22 protein-coding genes and 1 tRNA gene are annotated in these 16,241 nt (G+C 64.0%); 4 read left to right on the plus strand and 19 right to left on the minus strand.

All coding sequences use genetic code 11. The features are described from left to right. The 3 genes from WKW80_RS05170 to WKW80_RS05180 all read left to right on the plus strand — a co-directional run bounded on the left by WKW80_RS05170 (window position 1) and on the right by WKW80_RS05180 (window position 1,767). On the plus strand, window positions 1-564 hold the full coding sequence (locus WKW80_RS05170) for a tyrosine-type recombinase/integrase (RefSeq protein ID WP_340362478.1): 564 nt from the start codon (window positions 1-3) through the stop codon (window positions 562-564). A 221-nt stretch (window positions 565-785) separates the two neighbouring features. Beyond that, window positions 786-1,325, plus strand: coding sequence for a DUF6680 family protein (locus WKW80_RS05175; protein WP_340362479.1), 540 nt, complete (start codon window positions 786-788; stop codon window positions 1,323-1,325). Window positions 1,326-1,329: 4 nt separating this feature from the next. Continuing rightward, a complete protein-coding gene (locus WKW80_RS05180; protein ID WP_340362480.1) occupies window positions 1,330-1,767 on the plus strand; it encodes a hypothetical protein in 438 nt (145 codons plus the stop codon). A 9-nt stretch (window positions 1,768-1,776) separates the two neighbouring features. Here WKW80_RS05180 and WKW80_RS05185 read toward each other — a convergent pair whose 3' ends face one another. Both WKW80_RS05185 and WKW80_RS05190 read right to left on the minus strand, forming a co-directional pair. After that, on the minus strand, window positions 1,777-2,049 hold the full coding sequence (locus WKW80_RS05185) for a helix-turn-helix transcriptional regulator (RefSeq protein ID WP_340362481.1): 273 nt from the start codon (window positions 2,047-2,049) through the stop codon (window positions 1,777-1,779). 150 nt (window positions 2,050-2,199) lie between these two features. Further along, a complete protein-coding gene (locus WKW80_RS05190; RefSeq protein ID WP_340362482.1) occupies window positions 2,200-2,562 on the minus strand; it encodes a hypothetical protein in 363 nt (120 codons plus the stop codon). A gap of 269 nt (window positions 2,563-2,831) precedes the next feature. On the opposite strand from WKW80_RS05190, the gene WKW80_RS05195 reads away from it, so the two are divergent. Continuing rightward, a complete protein-coding gene (locus tag WKW80_RS05195; protein ID WP_340362483.1) occupies window positions 2,832-3,320 on the plus strand; it encodes a hypothetical protein in 489 nt (162 codons plus the stop codon). Between the two features lie 31 nt (window positions 3,321-3,351). On the opposite strand, the gene WKW80_RS05200 is transcribed toward WKW80_RS05195, so the two are convergent. The 17 genes from WKW80_RS05200 to WKW80_RS05280 form a co-directional block, all read right to left on the minus strand. Continuing rightward, on the minus strand, window positions 3,352-6,345 hold the full coding sequence (locus WKW80_RS05200) for a tape measure protein (protein WP_340362484.1): 2,994 nt from the start codon (window positions 6,343-6,345) through the stop codon (window positions 3,352-3,354). Continuing rightward, window positions 6,324-6,530, minus strand: a complete 207-nt coding sequence (locus WKW80_RS05205; RefSeq protein WP_340362485.1) for a hypothetical protein — start codon at window positions 6,528-6,530, stop codon at window positions 6,324-6,326. The genes WKW80_RS05200 and WKW80_RS05205 overlap by 22 nt, the downstream gene beginning before the upstream one ends. Before the next feature lie 4 nt (window positions 6,531-6,534). Further along, window positions 6,535-6,741 carry a hypothetical protein gene (locus tag WKW80_RS05210; RefSeq protein ID WP_340362486.1) on the minus strand — a complete coding sequence of 69 codons (207 nt, stop codon included), beginning with the start codon at window positions 6,739-6,741 and terminating at the stop codon, window positions 6,535-6,537. Between the two features lie 141 nt (window positions 6,742-6,882). Continuing rightward, window positions 6,883-7,422, minus strand: a complete 540-nt coding sequence (locus WKW80_RS05215) for a hypothetical protein (RefSeq protein ID WP_340362487.1) — start codon at window positions 7,420-7,422, stop codon at window positions 6,883-6,885. After that, window positions 7,419-7,811 carry a hypothetical protein gene (locus tag WKW80_RS05220; RefSeq protein WP_340362488.1) on the minus strand — a complete coding sequence of 131 codons (393 nt, stop codon included), beginning with the start codon at window positions 7,809-7,811 and terminating at the stop codon, window positions 7,419-7,421. Before WKW80_RS05220 ends, WKW80_RS05215 begins: the two co-directional genes overlap by 4 nt. Continuing rightward, the gene (locus tag WKW80_RS05225) at window positions 7,811-8,494 is read right to left on the minus strand and encodes a head maturation protease, ClpP-related (protein ID WP_340362489.1); all 684 of its coding nucleotides are present in this window, start codon (window positions 8,492-8,494) and stop codon (window positions 7,811-7,813) included. Before WKW80_RS05225 ends, WKW80_RS05220 begins: the two co-directional genes overlap by 1 nt. Beyond that, window positions 8,491-8,832: a hypothetical protein gene (locus WKW80_RS05230; protein ID WP_340362490.1), complete on the minus strand. Its 342-nt coding sequence runs from the start codon at window positions 8,830-8,832 to the stop codon at window positions 8,491-8,493. Before WKW80_RS05230 ends, WKW80_RS05225 begins: the two co-directional genes overlap by 4 nt. A gap of 25 nt (window positions 8,833-8,857) precedes the next feature. Beyond that, on the minus strand, window positions 8,858-9,085 hold the full coding sequence (locus WKW80_RS05235) for a hypothetical protein (RefSeq protein WP_340362491.1): 228 nt from the start codon (window positions 9,083-9,085) through the stop codon (window positions 8,858-8,860). A 329-nt stretch (window positions 9,086-9,414) separates the two neighbouring features. After that, window positions 9,415-9,732, minus strand: coding sequence for a hypothetical protein (locus WKW80_RS05240; protein WP_340362492.1), 318 nt, complete (start codon window positions 9,730-9,732; stop codon window positions 9,415-9,417). Further along, entirely contained in the window at window positions 9,729-9,965 is a 237-nt protein-coding gene (locus tag WKW80_RS05245; protein WP_340362493.1) for a hypothetical protein, read from the minus strand. Before WKW80_RS05245 ends, WKW80_RS05240 begins: the two co-directional genes overlap by 4 nt. A gap of 135 nt (window positions 9,966-10,100) precedes the next feature. Continuing rightward, the gene (locus WKW80_RS05250) at window positions 10,101-12,797 is read right to left on the minus strand and encodes a primase-helicase family protein (protein ID WP_340362494.1); all 2,697 of its coding nucleotides are present in this window, start codon (window positions 12,795-12,797) and stop codon (window positions 10,101-10,103) included. After that, window positions 12,794-13,381 carry a hypothetical protein gene (locus WKW80_RS05255; RefSeq protein WP_340362495.1) on the minus strand — a complete coding sequence of 196 codons (588 nt, stop codon included), beginning with the start codon at window positions 13,379-13,381 and terminating at the stop codon, window positions 12,794-12,796. The genes WKW80_RS05250 and WKW80_RS05255 overlap by 4 nt, the downstream gene beginning before the upstream one ends. Next, window positions 13,378-13,608 carry a hypothetical protein gene (locus WKW80_RS05260; protein WP_340362496.1) on the minus strand — a complete coding sequence of 77 codons (231 nt, stop codon included), beginning with the start codon at window positions 13,606-13,608 and terminating at the stop codon, window positions 13,378-13,380. The genes WKW80_RS05255 and WKW80_RS05260 overlap by 4 nt, the downstream gene beginning before the upstream one ends. A 118-nt stretch (window positions 13,609-13,726) precedes the next feature. Continuing rightward, complete coding sequence (locus WKW80_RS05265) at window positions 13,727-14,209, minus strand: hypothetical protein (RefSeq protein WP_340362497.1); 483 nt, start codon at window positions 14,207-14,209, stop codon at window positions 13,727-13,729. After that, complete coding sequence (locus WKW80_RS05270) at window positions 14,206-15,225, minus strand: tyrosine-type recombinase/integrase (protein WP_340362498.1); 1,020 nt, start codon at window positions 15,223-15,225, stop codon at window positions 14,206-14,208. Before WKW80_RS05270 ends, WKW80_RS05265 begins: the two co-directional genes overlap by 4 nt. 92 nt (window positions 15,226-15,317) lie before the next feature. Continuing rightward, window positions 15,318-15,393, minus strand: a tRNA-Asn gene (locus tag WKW80_RS05275). Window positions 15,394-15,440: 47 nt separating this feature from the next. Next, window positions 15,441-16,211, minus strand: a complete 771-nt coding sequence (locus WKW80_RS05280) for an IclR family transcriptional regulator domain-containing protein (protein WP_340362499.1) — start codon at window positions 16,209-16,211, stop codon at window positions 15,441-15,443. Between the last annotated feature and the right edge of the window lie 30 nt (window positions 16,212-16,241).

Here is a 16,241-nt window from a genome sequence, read left to right on the forward strand (position 1 = left end):
GTGCAGCACGACAACAGACAGCGTCAGCACGCAAAGCAGCACGGTGTCTACGGTCGGTTCGTAGGTGCCACCGGGCAACCGCTCATTGGGTGTGCCGAGCCACAATGCCCACGCAGGAAGATCGCCCCGGATCGTCAGCACGGCGTGCGCAAGCTGCGCCACCAACAGAACAAGGCGGGGGTGTGGCTCAAGATCGCCCTGCCCGACAAGCTGGTGAAGATGATCGATGTCGCGATCGGCCGCGTAAAGAAGGTCACACGGCTGCAGCAGCACCTGATGCACAGACTCGACGGCAAGCCCTACACCTACGACGGCCTGGCCTCGATGCTGCGCCGGTCAATCGAGGCCACCAACGAGTCGCGCAAGGCGCGCGGCCGTGAGCCGATGGAGTCCTTCGGGTTTCGGGACCTGAAGGGCAAAGGCGCCACCGACATGTGGAAGAGCGGTGTCCCGATCGAGCAGATTCAGTTGCTGCTCGGCCACAAGAGCAAGAACACCACCGAGATTTACATCAAGCAGCGCTGGCGCGAAACCGCCCAGCCAAACATGGTGGACGTGGCTTAAGAGTACTGGATATTTGGCAACTGCCAAATAGAAAAAGGTCCTGCTACCTTTTCGATAGCAAGACCTTCAATGCCGATGCGGCTAATTTGGCTCCTCGACCTGGGCTCGAACCAGGGACCTACGGATTAACAGACCCGGATAGGACTCCGCGAGCCTCTATCGTACACGTAACGACACGTGCCGCAAGTTACATTCAGGGCCGGATCAATCCCGGAGTTTGCATGTTCGATTTCTCGTCTCCCCTGAAGCTCGCGGACATCGCGACGATCGCGGTCACATTTCTGAGCCCTTTTTTTGCCGTGCAGGCGTCCGAGTGGCTTCGCAGCAGGGCCCGAGACTACGAGTCGAGAGAACAGGTTTTTCACACGTTGATGAGCACTCGCAAGGCGCGCATGGCGCCGATGCACGTCGGCGCTCTGAATCGGATCGACCTGGTGTTTCCGGCTAAGCGGTTCCCGAAAGTCAGCGACGCGTGGAACTTCTACTTGGCGCATCTGATGATGGATCAAGGCACCACGGATGCCGAAATCAAAGCTTGGCTCAAAGTCTCGGACGACCGGTTTTTTCCCCTACTGCGGGCGATGGCTGCGGCACAGAAGGTGTCGTTCACAGACACGTCGATGCAACACAACGGCTACTACCCAATGGGCTATGTTTTCAGCGAGGGCCAGCAGCAAGAGGTGCGGGCCGCTGCGCTCGAAGTGTTGCGAGGCGATCGGGCCATCGCGATCAAAGCTGCGCCGTCTCCCAAACAGGGTTGATGCTGTGGCATTGACACTCGACTGGCTGCTCGACGCTACCCACCTGGTCACGTTTTTAGCCGGGACCGCCGTCGGCGCCGCCGGCACCTATCTTGCCGACAAGGCCACAGACAAGCGGCGCGATGCGGAGAGGGTCGACGCGCGGCTCGTTCGCTTTCGCCAGTTGAAGGCGCATATGCTGCTCCTGATCGCCGAGATGCGGAAGGACATCTCAGACCCTAGGCTGGCGCTGATCCGCGACATCGCGGTTCTCCCGACCGCCAGCACTGGTTTCATTCCATCCAAACCAACCTTGGTCTACCACGAGGACGAGCACGAGGACTTGATTGTGAAACTCGACGCGCTGGCTGCCGCCGGCTTCGCGGTGTGCGTAAACGAGACCCGACCTCAGCGCTACCGGATGGGTGAGGACCTCGCGTTTCTCGTGCTGAACGACAAGTGAGATGGCGGCTCACAATGGCTTGCCGGCACGGCCGAGGCCGCTATTCACAGGCGGCAGGATGTCGGACTCAGGGCGAGCGCGGCCCCACGCATCGAGGTCATCGACCAGCCAGCCGACGCGGCCCTGACTGAGCTTGCGGGGCTTCGGTGCGTCGCCTCGAGCGACCAGGTTGTCCAGCGTGCCCACCGACAGTGCAAGGTAGGCCGCGGCGTGGTCGCGCGCCAAGTAGAGCGGGCGAATATTGAAGACGGGTTGTGCGTCGGTCGTGCGAGGTCTTTTCAAGCGCGGTGCTCCTTTGAATTGGAAAATAATTAGGGCCCAATCGGGGCCTTCTGTTCGGGGTGGGTCGTAATCTTTAGGCGGCCATCGCTGCCTCGCAACCGTGGTTGATCGACCATGCTCGGCCGCACATCGCGCAGGCTTTTGGAAAACTCAGTCCAGCGCTCGCCGCGCCCCCGACTGCGCAGCAATTGCGCGGACGTGGCCGGCTCGTTCAATTGCGCGCTCAAACGCAAGCCCTACGCGCTCCAATTTCGGCATTGCGGAATTGACCCCCGCATAGGCCGCCGTGTACGCATCCTCGGCGCTGCGGATCGCCAGGCGTTCGTCGCAGGTCATGCTGAATTCGACCTCGTCGCAGAAGTCCTGCAGCGTGGCCAGACGGTCGTCGAACGGCGTGCCGTTGGGCATCTTGGGGATGTCGCGGGGGCCGCTATAGCGTGTGCCGGGCGCGCGGAGGTACTCGAGCACCAAGACGATCGTTGCAGGATGGGTCGAGGGGATAGATGAATGCATTTAGTTTCTCTTTAGGTGCCGCCCGATCTTGGTGCGGTCATTAACTGTAGCGAAATATTAGGTTGCGGGTAAGAAAACATCGCTATATTGCCCGTCCCATTAATTACGACTTACCTGTTTTCTTTAGCAATTGCACAACAAAGTTCTTTGGCAATTGCTAAACAAAAGAGCCCTGAAAGGTGAGGGCCAATCGGGGCGTTGTGCCAGACTGTCCCGGTCCACGTCGGTTACATTTCTTGTTACACAACTCTGAGACCTTTGCAATGCCGATGGCGAAACGCACCGCTCTGATCCTGACCTCCGCCCTGTTCGCGTGCTCACCAGCGTGGGCCCTCTACAAGTGCACCGAGGGCGGGAAGACCTCGTTCCAGGAGATGCCCTGCGCCGCCGGCGGCGTGGTCATCAAGGAGCAGTACGCCCCGGAGAAGCTCGGCAGCAAGCCGGCGCGGCCGTCGGTCCAGGAGCAGAGCGCGTCGCTCGAGAAGGAGCGCCTGCGCAAGGACGCCGAGTACGCGCTGCGCGACAAGCAGAACGAGCTGGACAACTTCCGCGAGCGCTGCGCGCGCACCGTGGCGGTCATCAACGGAAACCGGACACGCTACAACGACAACCTGACCGGCGCTGCGCTCGCACAGGCCGACGCCACCGCGGCGCAGGCCCAAGCGACCAGTTGCAGCGGGCAGACACAGGTGCTGCAAGGCCAGGTTGACTCGCTGCAGAGGAAGTGCGACGCGATGGGGTGCAAGGCGCCGCTATAGGCGGGAGTTTCCGCAGAAACCTCCGAGGTTTTCAGGAAACCCCGCGGGCCCGGCTGAGTTGCCCCAATAGCGCCGTCAGCACGTTCGCATCGCTCGGTGACGCCACGTTGACCGACCCGCTGGTGCCGTTGGGCAAGTTGATGTTCACGGTGTGGGTGGTGCTCTGCTGCGCCGCTTCCGGTCGCACCGGCGCGTGGTCCGCGGCGTCCTTGGCGGCCCTCTGGCGCTCATCGGCCGCCGCCTTGCGTTGCGCATCCTCCAGCGCGCTCGCTGTCGCTGCCTGAAGCGTGCGCGTCGAACTGAAAGCCTCGGGGCTGATCGACCCGGCGCCGCCGGACTTCATCATCGCCTGAAGCCACGCACCGGCGTCGTCGGCCTGCCTCTTCGCGGCCTTCAGTTCCTCGACGCTCATGCCCTCGCCGCGGGTGCGTGCCGCCTCAAACGCCTTGTCGAGCGGGGCCAAGTTGTTGAACGTGCCCTTGGCCGACCCGTCCTTGTTCTTCTCGAACCCGTCGGCGGTCTTCGGCTTGTTTTCCTCTTGCTGCTGCGTCCGCTTGCGCTCCAGGTCGAGCAGGCGCTGCAGCTTGTCGGCCAGGATGGCCGCCGCATCGCTTTCCTGCTGCTTGGCTGCGGCCGCTGCGAGCGTGGCCTGAATCTCTGCCTCTTTCGCCGGAGTCAACTGGCCCGTTGCGCGCAGTTCGTTCTCCTTCGCTTCGGCGGCCTCGCGGATGGCCTGCGCCTCGCGACTGGCGGTGTCGGCCGCGGTGCGCGCCGCGTTGATCTCCGACTGCTGTGCAATCGCATGTGCACGGGCCGCGCCAGCCGCGTCTCCGCTTGCCCTTGCCACCTCTTCCAGCGCGCCAGCGCGCAGGCGATCCACGTTGATCGCGCCTTGCGCCAACCGGCTGTTGATCTGCTCGGCCTGCACCTTGCGCTCGGCGGCTGCGGTCGCATCCTTCAGTGCATCACGATATAGCAGCAGCGCTGCCGATGCCTTCGCATGTGCGTCGGCAACCTGCTCGCTGGTGGCCTTGCCGTCCTTCTGCGCAGCGACCAGGCGCTCGACCTCCGTTGCGGCAGCCTGCGCCGCGCCGCGCAGTTCGTAGACGCGTGCCGAGTTGTCGGCATAGGCGGCGGCACTGGCTTTCGTGGCTTCCGCCTCGATGCCCTTGGACGTGGCAAGCGCGCGCGAGCCGTCTGCCTCTGCGCGTTTGGCCGCGGCGTTCTGTTGCGCGGCTTCGATCTCTTTCTTGGTCGCCTCCGATGTGTCGTTGCGCTTCGCCGCTTCCGTCTGCAGCGCGAGGGCGCGCGACTGTGCAAGGATGGCTTCGAGTTCAAGCGCGCGCGCCACGTCGCGGGATGCGGTGGCCTGCACCTGCGCAGCGGCGGCGGCCGCTTGCCGCTTCTCGATGTCGCTGCCATACACACCGACCAGTTGCACGAGCACCGCGCTTTCGGCTTGGTGCGCGATTGATTGGGCCTTCACCAGGTCGGTGTACTTCTCCGCGCCCGTGGACAATTCGGCATAGTGCGCCTTCATGGCGAGCGCCGACTCGCCGGCCGCCTTTTGTACGGTCGTGGCACGCGTCTGCGCGTCTACGGCGTTGTCTACGGCGCGCGCCTGGGCTTGCGTTGCGTTCGTCGCGCCGTTGAGCGCCTTGTCGACCAGGCCGGCCGCTTCGGCGGCTTGGCGTAGTTGCTTGTCGTACTTGGCGTTAAGTTCGGCTGCGGTGCCAAGCTCGTAGTTGCCCGTGGCAACTTTCGCGATGAATTCACCGATTGCTGTGCCAGCAACATCAGTCGCGTGCGACACCCCTTGCACGCCAACTGCGAGAGCGCTCAGCCCCTTGGCGATGCCCTTGGATGCCCCGCCTTCACCAACCGCAACCATCGTGTCGGTGATCGTGTTCTTCAGGCGCGCCCACTCGCTCGTGATCGTCTGTGGAGGCGCAGCCTTCGCGTACAGGTCGTTGAGACCCTTCGTCAGCGCCGGCAGGATGTCGGCCGCCAGGACCTGTCCGTTGCTCACCATCGCAACCAACTGCTCCACCGTGATGCCGGCACCGTCCGCCGCGGCTTTCATCGCGCCGGGCAGGGCTTCGCCAAGCTGGCCGCGGAGTTCCTCCATGCTGGCCGTGCCCTTTGATGCGATCTGCGAGACCGCGACCAGGGCGTGCTCCGTCTCGGCGCTTGTCTTGCCGAGCACGGACATGGCGCGCGAGACTGCCTCGAACACGTCGCGGGTTGCTTGCCCCTCCAGCACCGTGCCCTTAGTGCTGGCTGCCAAGCTCTGATAGCTGCGGGCCAGGGTCTGCACCTCGATGCCGAGCTTATCGGCAGTGGCGCGGATGAACTCCATCTCCGATCGCGCTTTACCTGCGCTTCCGAAAATCTGTTCGAAGCCACGGTTGAGAGACTCCTGCGCAGCGATCGTGCGAACGAACTGATCCGCAGAAAACGCCGCTGTCATGAGCGGCCCCAGGCGCCGCAGCAGGTCGGACGCTTCGCCGGTGCTCTTCGATACGCGATCAATGCTTGTGCTTGCGCCGGCGGCGCCCTTCGATGCTGCTGCGAGTGCGGCCTTCGCTTCGGTCTCGAGCGCCTTCTGAGCCACGGCCGCGGCCTTCGCTTCGGCGGTGGCCTGCTTGAGCGCGGCGGCTTGCGCGCGCAGGGCTTTCTCCTCCGCGAAAATTTCGAGGTTGGCTGCCTTCGTTGCGGCTTGATATTCCCCGGTCTTTTTGGCCGCGCTGTCGGTCTCGATGCTGGCCAGGCGCTGTGCGTCCTTCTTCTCTTGCAGACTTGCCTTCGTCGCGTCGATCGCGGTGCGGGCGCTTTTCTCGGCTTCGCGTGCGCGGGTCAGCGCGGCATCGTTCGCGTCGACCGCAGCGGCCAGTTTCTCGAACCCGGGCGCCGCTTCGCCGCCAGCCTTCGCCAGGTCGCGGACCTGATCGCTAAGTTTCTTGATGTCGTCGCCGCCCTCGACTTGCGTCTGGAGGGTCATCTTCACATCGCGATTCGTTGCCATTGCTTTCTTTCGTGTTTGGGTGTGAGTGCGGCTAGGCGCTGTTCAAAGGCGCCGATCCAAGTGGCCTGCACGTGTCGGTCGAACGCGGTCACCGGTGGGTGTGCCGCGCAGTAGTCGGCGAGGGCGCGCTGGCGGCGCAGCAGCCGCCGCAGTTCCGCCGCACGGTGCTCTGCGCCGCGTTGCATGCCGTCAGGCTTCGCGGGGCGCGAGGTCTTCACCGAAGTGGGGCTGCAGGTCGGAGACAAGCACGTCGGTGATCGTCGCTGCGGTCAGGTCAACACCGGGGCCGACGATGCGCACCGCGCCGGCTTCCCCGAGGGGCACGATGCGCAGACGGTTGGCTTTGACCGCAGCGTGCACGCGCTGCTCAATGCGCCGTGCGGTCTCGGGACTCACGATGCGCTCTTGATGAGAGGTCGCACCGCGATCGTCCGAAACGGCACGAACCAGGCCAGCGCCGCGGCGACGCGAAGTTGCCTCTCTTGCGGAGTGCCGCGGGTCCAGGCGCGCGCCCTGCGCGGGCACCTGATTTCGAGGTCAATCATGACTGCCCCATCCGACGAGAATGGCCGCGTGGGGTCGCTGGCCGGGCCGCGGGTCGATGATTTCGCCGCGTGCTTCGGCCTCCAGGGCCAGTGCTTCTTCGCGCAGTTCCAGCGCGATGAGTTGGCGCTCCAAGTCCGCGCGCTTCTGCGCGCGGACTTCGGCGTCGAGACCTTCAGGCAGTGCGACAGCGAGCAGTTCCCTGAAGCGCTCCACCATCGCGTCCTTGCCGACAGCTACCGTGATCCATGCGCGCGTGTTGTCTTGCAACATGGATACGGCCAGCGTAGGGTCTACGCTGCACCCGTACGTGTCGGTCGTCATTAGGTCGATACTGCTGCCCTTGGCGGCCTTCTGCATGTCGGCCACCACGCGTTCGGTCTCGGCGGCGTGGATCGCTTCGATCTGCGCAACGATCGCCGTATCGATCTCGGCGCGTGACGCCTGGGTCAGCGTCGGGTCGGCCAGTTGCCCGTTGATCGCAACGATGGAGGCCTGCACCTCGGTAAGAGGTGATCGATTGATGTTTTTCATTGCAGGTTCACCCCGTGCTTTTGTGCGAGGGCGCGCAGTGCGCCGGAATATTCGGCCCACACCTGGGCGCGTTTTGCGAGGGCTTCGTGTGCCGTACGGTGACGCTCGATGCGCGCGGTCAGCGTAGCGAGGATGCCGTCCTCCGTGCGGCATTGGCGTGCTTCGGCTTCGGCGTCGGCTGCGGCCTCCTCGTCGCTTTTCATGCGCCGGAATGCTCCAGACGTCTGAGCGTTTTGCTTGCGCTGTCGCGCCTCCTGCACGGCTTCGATGTGCCGGCGCATATCTGTCTGTGCTTCCTGCATGGATGCTGCAGCCGTGCGTGCCGCAGACATTACGTCCTTGGCTTGGTCCAGCTTCACCATAAGGCGCTCGACGTTGACGTCTTCCATTACTTGGTTCTCCGGTGATGTGCCCACAAAGTGGACGGTGTGATAACTGGTTGCACAGCTGCGAGTACGGCGGCGTGGGGCGTGGGTGTGCTGAGCGGTTTGAACACGGCCTTGACGTGCGCCGGCAGGTCCGCGCGACCCATGTCGAATGAAGCCCGGGCCTCGATGGCGTCGGTCACGACCGTGGCGAACTTCATCGACACGGCTTCGTCGGCCGTCAACCAGGTTTCGGCTGCGAGCAGTTCCTTCATCTTGTCGGCGGGCATTCCGGTCCGCGAGACGTAGATGGCCAGCAGCGCGGCGCCGATCTTGTCGAGCACGTCGGCGCTCTCGCGCAGGTCGGCGGCGTTGCCGTAGACGCCCGTGATCGGGTTGTGAATCATCATGAAGCTGTTGCTCGGCATGCTGATCGTCGTGCCCGCCATCGCGATGACCGATGCGGCCGATGCTGCAATGCCGGCCACGTTCACATTGATGATCTTGCCCGACCCCTTGAGCATGTTGTAGATCGCCAAGCCGGCGAACACGTCGCCACCAGGCGAGTTGATCTCGACCGTGAGCGTCGAGCCCTTGACTGCGTCGAGCGCAGTGCGGAAGGCTGCGGCGTGGGTGCTGAAAATCTCGTCGTAGATCGAGAGGGCGGCGCCGGACGCCGACGCTTTGAAGCTGAAAAAGGGCTTCATGCGACTGCAGGCACGGCGGTGGCACCGAGCTTCTCGATGATGGTGCTGATGGCGTCATTCGGGATGAGCCGGTAGCCGAGTGCCTCGGCCTCTTCGGTGATGTGCGCCAGGCGCTGCTCGGGGGGTGCTACCGTCGCGTTGCGCAGCACTGCGGCTACGGCGTCAATCAGGGCGTCGACAGCACAGGTTGATTCGTCGGCTATTTCGTTGGCGCGGCGCGCTGCGGCGGCGAGTGCTGTGTCCGTGGCGCGATTTGCGGCATCGACTCGCCGTACAGCCGCGGCAACTGTGGGTTTGGTGGTGAGCACAGACTCGTCGACCCGATACAGGGTGTGCATCTTGATTTCTTTCAAGGTAGGTGATTCAGCGAAACAGGTCGGCGGGGCTGGCGGGTGCCGGCTCGCCGCAGATGAAGTGCTCGAGCAAGCGGCTATGCACGTAGCACTCGGAGCCGATCTCGACCAGCCACAGGCCGCCGAGTTCGCCCGCCGTCACGGCGGCTTTGAAGCGTTTGACGCCTAGGCCGAGTCGATCGGCGGCGGCGGCGGCGGTGATGAGCGCCGGTGCGTTGGGGTTGCTGTGTGTCTGCATGGTCCGCATGGTGGCGGACGGTGCCGCTTGGGGGACTGCGGCCAAATTTCGCAGGGCGCGGTGCCGGTAGCGTGCGGACAGTGCAGCTAGGGTGCGGACGGTGGAGCTGCGCGGCCCGGTTTGGCCGGGCGCGCGCCCTCATCAGTCGATATAGTTATGATATATAACGGTTATCAAGATGAAAAATCCGAAATTCGTCTGACGCGTGCCCGTCCACGATCCCACACGGGTATGGCAGACCTCCAGGAGCCTCCCTTGTCGCCAATGAGCCGGCGAGTCACCCCCGGCGGTGGGACGCGCGGGCCATCAAGCGGCCCACCACGGGGCAATCAGGGCTGCAGTGGGGGCAAGGGTGCATGCGCGGCTGCCAGCGCGTCCACGGCTGCGAGCCAGCAACGCATGTCGAACGCATCGCCGAGGCACGCCGCGTGTGACCAGGCGCATGGCACCCCGAGGTGTGCGACCAGCGCTTCGAACTCCGGCCACGGCGTATCACCGGCACGCGCATGCAGGTCGCGCAACAGCGCGGTTGCCCATGTGTCGGGCAGTTGCAGTGCGGCCAGGTAGATGCACGCGTAGCGCGCGGCCGTTGGGCTGAGGGTGCGTACGTCATCGCGCAGTGCGGCCAGCGCCGGGTGCGGGCTCATGCTGCGGGCCCTTGCGCCATCCAGCGGATCGCGGATCGCGCGGCCTCGAGCTCGCCGTGGCTGGCAACGATTGCCCAAATGCTCACGTCATCCTCGCGCGCCAATTCGCCACGCTGGTGCGCGGTCCAGGCTGCGGCTACTGCGCGGTGCCGATCGCTGATCGCGCCGAGGTCGGCGAGGTGGTGGCCGGCTGCTGCCTGCAGGGCGGCTCTATACGAGGTCTCGGTATTCATGGTGCGCTGGTGCACGCCGGGTTACAGCGTTACAGCGGTTACGTCGGGTGCCTATTGCCAGATTTCTTTCTATAAATTAGTTTTTCGTTTTCTGTGGGTAGAGCGGGCTGTAACTGCTGTAACCCTGTAACCGGCCTAGAAGAGAGGGTCGCCCCCGGCGTCGGCCGCTTGGTCTGCCGGAGGCACGCGGCAGGCTTCGGCGACTTGCTCCGCTGGCGATGCGGCTTGCCACCTGCCGACGTTGCGGATGGTCCAGCATCGTGCGGCCGTGCCGTTGATCTTCAGCGGTCGCGACAGGCTCTCGCATCCGAGTTCTTCGAGGGCGCGCCGCATCGCGGGGGTTGGCGTGTCGCATGTGCCGTCGGACAGCGCTTTCGCCACGTCGCGGTTTGTCACGATGTCGACTGGCCAACCCGCCACGAACTCATCGGCGTACTTCTGTGCCAGTGACTTTGACGCCGACACTGCGGCCTTCTTCGCCTCGCTCATCGGGGGGCGCTCGCCGGGGTTGAATCCGCGGATGTCCCGATCGCGCAAGAAACACCCCACGCTGTTGACGAACTCCGCGTCTGCCAGCGCCGCGTAAAGCTGGCTGTAGACGATGGCCGCGCGCGGTGCAGACGTGTGTTGGACAACCCACCAGCGCCGGTCCCCGTTGTCGATCGGGAGCGCGTTTTTGTGATTCGAGAACACGAGCCACCTGCACGCGTTGTGCTCCTGATATTCGGTCTTCCCCTTGGGGTTAACGTTCCGAACGTCCGCTGTCATGAGGGCGCGTAGCTTGTTCGCATGGCGGTGCGGGTTCTCGCCGGCCCCCGCTTGTATCTCGTCGACGATAGCGAGGGTTCGCCCGCTCAATGGCCCGTTGAACTGCGAGTCGAGCATGTTCTGCAGGTCGACATTTGGCGCGACCGATCCGCGCCATACACGTGCGAGCAGACTGGCAAGCCAATTGCGACCGGTCCCCATGTTGGAAGCGAAGTGAAGCCATCCATAGTGTGGCAACTCGCCGGGTCGCTGCTCCAAGTGCGCAAGCCAGTCGAGAAACTTGCCGCGCTCCGTCGCGTCGGGGAATAGGTAGTCCAGTTGATCCAGGAACAAGCGGATATTCCCGCTCGCTGGCCAGCGCTCGCTTGGCCGCCAGGTGTTCAGTGCGGTCCTGCCGTCTGGGTCGCGGCATATGCGCCGCGCGCCGGGGTGGAAGGTGCGCGTGGTCACCGTCTGGCGCACTGGCGACTTTTTCCAAATGAGTGCATTTGGAATCTCGCGCACCTTTGCCCCGTCGCCGTTCTTTGTCGGGCGGCCTTCGATCTCGGTCACCGATGCGGCCGTGAGCGCAGCGAAGTCCGAGAAACTCAGCACTTGCCTCGGTTCATCGATCCGGCCAACGCCGGAGCCTTCAGCAATCCAAACGCAATTAGCCTCCATCTCGGCGACGGTCATGATGGCGGGCATGACATCGATGACGGCCTCTTGCAACTTGACGTTCTCAGCCTTCTGAGCCTCGCGTCGATCATCGTCACGGTGCACCGGCGAGTCGCAATCGCTGAACCCGCTGAGGTCGACCAGGTCGAAATATCGACCGTTGTGCATGTGGCTGTAGATCGTCGGGCCGCCGCCGTTCGTTCGCTTCAGCATCATCTTCCCGACGCGTAGGTCCTTGCCGCCGTCGGCAGGGTCTGCGCACTGCATGCCGTCGTAGATGTCGGGCGCCGCGAGAATCTCGTCGACTGTTACAACGGTGCCGTTCTCCAGAGTCACGGGGAAACTGCCGGCAATCTGGCTGCCCTGCGCCCGAGTCGCGTGTTCGTTGGCGATGGCTGCAAGCTCGCCGTCGGACGCACCCGCCGCCGCGTTCTGCTTCGCCTTCTCGAGTGCCCATACCGCACGGATGCGCGCGGACTCCGCGAGCACCTCCGGCGCGCGCGTCAGGCGGTCGCGGACCTGTGCAACCTGCCGGCGCTCCGTCGCGGTCAGCGGCGCGAGTGCGTCGATGTTCAGCACGCTGTCGCCGAACAGGTCCGATGTGAGCCCGTTGCCAGACTCGAACATCCGCGACGGTGCCATGCGTTGCACGAGACCCGGGCCGCAGTCGGCGCGCACAAAGTCGAGGCGCTCCGGCTGGTACATGCACTCGTCGATGAGCGTGCGCACCATTGGCTTTCCGTCCCCGGCGTAGCGCGTATAGCCGTGCCCGGCCAGCAACAAGCGATCGAAGATCAGGTCGCCCAACTCTCGAGACCGGCTCGCATCGCTGATGAGCAGATACAGGCGCTGGCCTTTGACGCCAAACACCTCGACGCCGGATTTCGCGTCATAGATGCAACTCGACGTGCTCGGCGCCCAAATCATGGTGGCCATGCTGAGGCCAGGCACCGCGGTGCAGACCGCGGCGTGCAGGGCATCGGGGGAAAACAGAGGCGCTCCGGCCAGGGGGTCGTGATCCAGGACGAACACCCCCACACCGGCGGGGTAGGCCACGTGGGCCCCTGCGCGCGCAACGGTCGTTGCTGCGTGTCCACCCTTGGCCAGCGCCTTCTTCGTCACCACGGCTGCGTGCGCATGCTCCGTGACGCCGAATGCCAGGGCCTCGCAGTTCGTCAGCGTGTCGCGCAGCGCTGCCAGGCCGGCCAGTCCGTGCACGTGCTCAGTCCGCACCGTGCCGTCAAAGAACTGCGCGTGCACCTCTTTGACGATTGCACCGTCGGGTCCGCGAGCAATGCGCTTGCCCAATGGGGTTTGCCGCTTGAACACGCTTACCGGGACAGGTTGCGACGTGAGCGAATAGCCTGCCAATGCAGGGGCATGCGCCTGATCGATGGCACCGCTCATGCCGCACCTCGCTGCGCGATTGCGCAATTTTCTGCTTGCCCGTTTTTTGAGCAGCCTCTAGAATTGAGCGCAAGGTTGAATTCGAACGCAGCCTGATCCTCATGAACGCCGGCCCCTGCCAGGGTCGGCGTTTCCACTTGTGGGCCCATGCAACGGTGCGCCTCCGCGTGCGCGTCGCGCAGAATCTCGGGCCAGTAGGTTCTAACCAACGCCATGCATGTCGCAACGTCCCCCTCCGTGTGCCCCGCTGCGAACGGTTCGTCTGTAGACGAAAGCTCACCGTCGCCACACTCGAGCGAATCGGAAATTTCAAAGGCTTCCATATCGGAGTCCTCGTGCATGCGCTCAGCGACGTATCCGGCTAAGCCGATGGCTCGCCTGGCCGCCACCGTGGCCGGCACTTGGAACATGTAGAACCGGCCGCCCCAATGTTTTTCTTCGAGCCCGCCTCGATGGTTGTGCTCGATCGTGACGACCCCTCGCATCCCGTGGTGCCACGCGACCCATCTATGCGCGTGCTCGTGTATGCAAGCCTTGAGCAGGTCGTGTGCCGCCACGGCGTTGGTGCCTATGATCTCGCTCATACTGCGCCCCCTGCTCCGATTTCCAACACGCAACGGTCGAATTTCGGCGCGTGAACCCACAGGCGGCCGGCGATGGTCAGCAGCGCGCCGGAGCGCGCGAGCGCGTCACGATGCTGGCGGACGTACCAGCGAATTGATTGACATCCCGGAAAAATGTGGGACGTGCATTGCTGGTAATCGTCCAGTTTCTTGAGGTCAGCGAGCGCCGACGGTGCCGAGATATCCATTGCAAAACTCCTAAGTTGACGAGCCTGTCAGAGCCCGCACGACACAGATGCGTGTCGTTAGGAGGAATGTCGCGTCTTGTGGTGCGCGGCACCATCGAAGCAAATCAGCGATTTGCCTCTAACCCGCGGATGGTTTGCTCGCCCTCTCGGCCTCCCACCGCGCGAAGTCAGCGAGCATGCGTTTGTGACCATCAATGACTTCGACGCGGTGTTTGTAATAGGCCTTGCCGACGACACCGCCGATTCCTTGATCGGCGCGGCCCTGCGCGACTTCGATGGCCGCAATAGCCTCCTCGACGGTCTCGCCCTTGTGGATGCGCTCGTACACAGCGCAGGCGGTCTCGTACTCGGTTTCTTCTTGCGCAACCGTCGGCTGCCGGCCGCGGGGTCGCTTGAGGACCAGCGGGTCGGCATGCCCTTCGCGCGCGCGGCGGCAGACTTCCAGCAGGTATGCCGCCGCTTCCGGATCGAGCGGTGCGCCCTCCTCGATCGACGCTTCTATGCGATGCAGCGCGTGAAGCGCGGTAAACCGTTCGCCGAACGATTCGTCACAAAGGGCGTGCCACTCATAGAACCTGCGCGTCTTCTCGTCTTCTGTCATCCGATGGTGCCCAAAACGCGATTCACGAGCGCGGCCTTGTGGCCGGTGGCCAGATGGCTATAGCGCTTCGTGACCTGAAGTTGTCGATGCCCTAACAAGTCGCCGATTTCCAGCAGTGTGGCGCCGTTCTGCGCCAGCATCGACGCGCAAGTGTGCCGCAGGTCGTGAAAGCGGAAATTGCGCACCTTGGCGGCCTTGAGAGCTTCTTTCCACCGCTCCTCGAACCCGTAGCGCTGCGAAGGGATGCGCGTCGAGGCGAACACCAGCCCCTCGGGTCTGGCGTCCCTGCCGTAGGACTTGAGCAGGTCCATCACGCCGTCCACCAGCGGCAAGGTCTTTGGGTCGCCGTTCTTGCTGCGTCCGACGTAGGCCACGCGGTGCTCGTGGTCGATGTCTCTCCAGCGCAGCCCCGTGAGTTCGCCCTTGCGTGCGCCGGTCGTGAGAGCCATAAGCACGAGCAGATAGAGCCGCGGCCAGGGCGACGCCTTGCATGCTTCCATCACGCGCTGGCGCTCCTCCAGCGACAGGAAGCGGGTTTTTTCGTTGTTCTCTGCCCTGCGCTCGACGCTGCGGCACGGATGAATGAAACCCTTGGGAGCGATCCGCTTTTTGATCGACCAAGTGAGCACGGCCGCGATGCTGGCGCTGTAGCGGTTGATCGTGGCGGGAGCGATCGCCTTGCGCTTGGCCTTGTAAATGGGCTGGCCGGCGGCGTCGAGCCCCGCGTAATAGGTGGCCGGCTGCTGCGCCAAATCCTCGAGCGCCGCGTGGATGTGGTCATCCGTTACGTCTTGCAACGCGGTCGAGCCTATTCGCGCGATCCACCACGAGAGCCGCTGCAAGCGGGTGCTGTCGCGTCCGTCGTAGTGCGCCATGTAGAGGCCGACGAGCTTGGACACAGTGATGTCACCGGCGCGCATGGGGAGGGAAGGCAAGCCGCCCGCGAATGCGGGGGCAGGAAGGCCGGTTTGCGCTGTGCTGACAGACACAGTGCCGTCACCGGCGGACTTGTTCACGATTGCCATTTAAAAGCTCCTGACGATTTAGACACCGCCGTTACCGGCGGACTACTCGCGGAGACCTAAAAGGCCCGTCAACTATAGGATTCTGGCTCCTCGACCTGGGCTCGAACCAGGGACCTACGGATTAACAGTCCGGCGCTCTACCAACTGAGCTATCGAGGAATTTGTGCAGCCTCAAATTATAGCGTGGTTTTGGGGCCTTGGAAAACTTACAACATCGGGCGAACTTCTCGCGCCGCCTCGAACAAGAGTGGCAGCAGGTCGTGCTGTAGCTGCGATGCCGGACGAGGTGCACCCGGAAGCACGACGTTGAGCGCGGCCACGGTGTGGCCCTGCATGTTGCGCAGGGGCACTGCCAACGCCTGCACGCCCAGTTCGTGCTCCTCGGTAGCAATGCAATAGTCATCGGCGCGCACCTGAGAGATGCGCTGGCGCAGCGCCTTGGCCTGTGTCAGCGTGTGCGACGTCAGCCGAGGCAACACCCGCCCTTTGAGCCACGCATTGAGGCCCGCCGCGCTCATCGTCGCGAGCAATACGCAACCCGTCGACGTGGCATGCACAGGCAATCGGGCGCCCAGATGCAGACCGTAAGCCAGGGCGTGCGTGTGCGCGCCATAGCCGCCACCGCGCGCAATGATGACGACCTCTTCGCCGTCCAGCACCACGGCGGAAAACGACTCATGTGTTTGTGCGGCAAGACGGTTCAGGGTCGGCTGCAAGGCGCGCGGCAATCTCGACGAGGCAAGGTAGCTTCCCGAAAACCGCAGCACCTTGGGCGCCATCCAGAAATAGCTGCCATCGGTCTCCAGGTAGCCAAGATGCGTCAACGTCAGCAGGTGGCGCCGCGCCGCCGCACGCGTGAGCCCGGCACGCTCGGCCGCCAGCGTCGCGTTGAGCCGCTGGCGCTCGGTATCGAAGCTCTCCAGCACCGCCATGCCCTTGGCGACACCTTCGATGAAATCGGCTTTGGCGATGGCCATCTGAAGTGCCCTGGAAGACTCGCTGCGCGA

The organism is Variovorax humicola (genome assembly GCF_037889915.1).
GTDB lineage: Bacteria > Pseudomonadota > Gammaproteobacteria > Burkholderiales > Burkholderiaceae_C > Variovorax > Variovorax humicola.

Coding starts and splice junctions, on each gene's coding strand:
- WKW80_RS05175 (WP_340362479.1), top strand. CDS start 786: ATGTTCGATTTCTCGTCTCCCCTGAAGCTCGCGGACATCGCGACGATC.
- WKW80_RS05190 (WP_340362482.1), bottom strand. CDS start 2,562: ATGCATTCATCTATCCCCTCGACCCATCCTGCAACGATCGTCTTGGTG.
- WKW80_RS05195 (WP_340362483.1), top strand. CDS start 2,832: ATGGCGAAACGCACCGCTCTGATCCTGACCTCCGCCCTGTTCGCGTGC.
- WKW80_RS05200 (WP_340362484.1), bottom strand. CDS start 6,345: ATGGCAACGAATCGCGATGTGAAGATGACCCTCCAGACGCAAGTCGAG.
- WKW80_RS05205 (WP_340362485.1), bottom strand. CDS start 6,530: ATGCAACGCGGCGCAGAGCACCGTGCGGCGGAACTGCGGCGGCTGCTG.
- WKW80_RS05215 (WP_340362487.1), bottom strand. CDS start 7,422: ATGAAAAACATCAATCGATCACCTCTTACCGAGGTGCAGGCCTCCATC.
- WKW80_RS05220 (WP_340362488.1), bottom strand. CDS start 7,811: ATGGAAGACGTCAACGTCGAGCGCCTTATGGTGAAGCTGGACCAAGCC.
- WKW80_RS05225 (WP_340362489.1), bottom strand. CDS start 8,494: ATGAAGCCCTTTTTCAGCTTCAAAGCGTCGGCGTCCGGCGCCGCCCTC.
- WKW80_RS05230 (WP_340362490.1), bottom strand. CDS start 8,832: ATGCACACCCTGTATCGGGTCGACGAGTCTGTGCTCACCACCAAACCC.
- WKW80_RS05235 (WP_340362491.1), bottom strand. CDS start 9,085: ATGCAGACACACAGCAACCCCAACGCACCGGCGCTCATCACCGCCGCC.
- WKW80_RS05240 (WP_340362492.1), bottom strand. CDS start 9,732: ATGAGCCCGCACCCGGCGCTGGCCGCACTGCGCGATGACGTACGCACC.
- WKW80_RS05245 (WP_340362493.1), bottom strand. CDS start 9,965: ATGAATACCGAGACCTCGTATAGAGCCGCCCTGCAGGCAGCAGCCGGC.
- WKW80_RS05250 (WP_340362494.1), bottom strand. CDS start 12,797: ATGAGCGGTGCCATCGATCAGGCGCATGCCCCTGCATTGGCAGGCTAT.
- WKW80_RS05255 (WP_340362495.1), bottom strand. CDS start 13,381: ATGAGCGAGATCATAGGCACCAACGCCGTGGCGGCACACGACCTGCTC.
- WKW80_RS05260 (WP_340362496.1), bottom strand. CDS start 13,608: ATGGATATCTCGGCACCGTCGGCGCTCGCTGACCTCAAGAAACTGGAC.
- WKW80_RS05265 (WP_340362497.1), bottom strand. CDS start 14,209: ATGACAGAAGACGAGAAGACGCGCAGGTTCTATGAGTGGCACGCCCTT.
- WKW80_RS05280 (WP_340362499.1), bottom strand. CDS start 16,211: ATGGCCATCGCCAAAGCCGATTTCATCGAAGGTGTCGCCAAGGGCATG.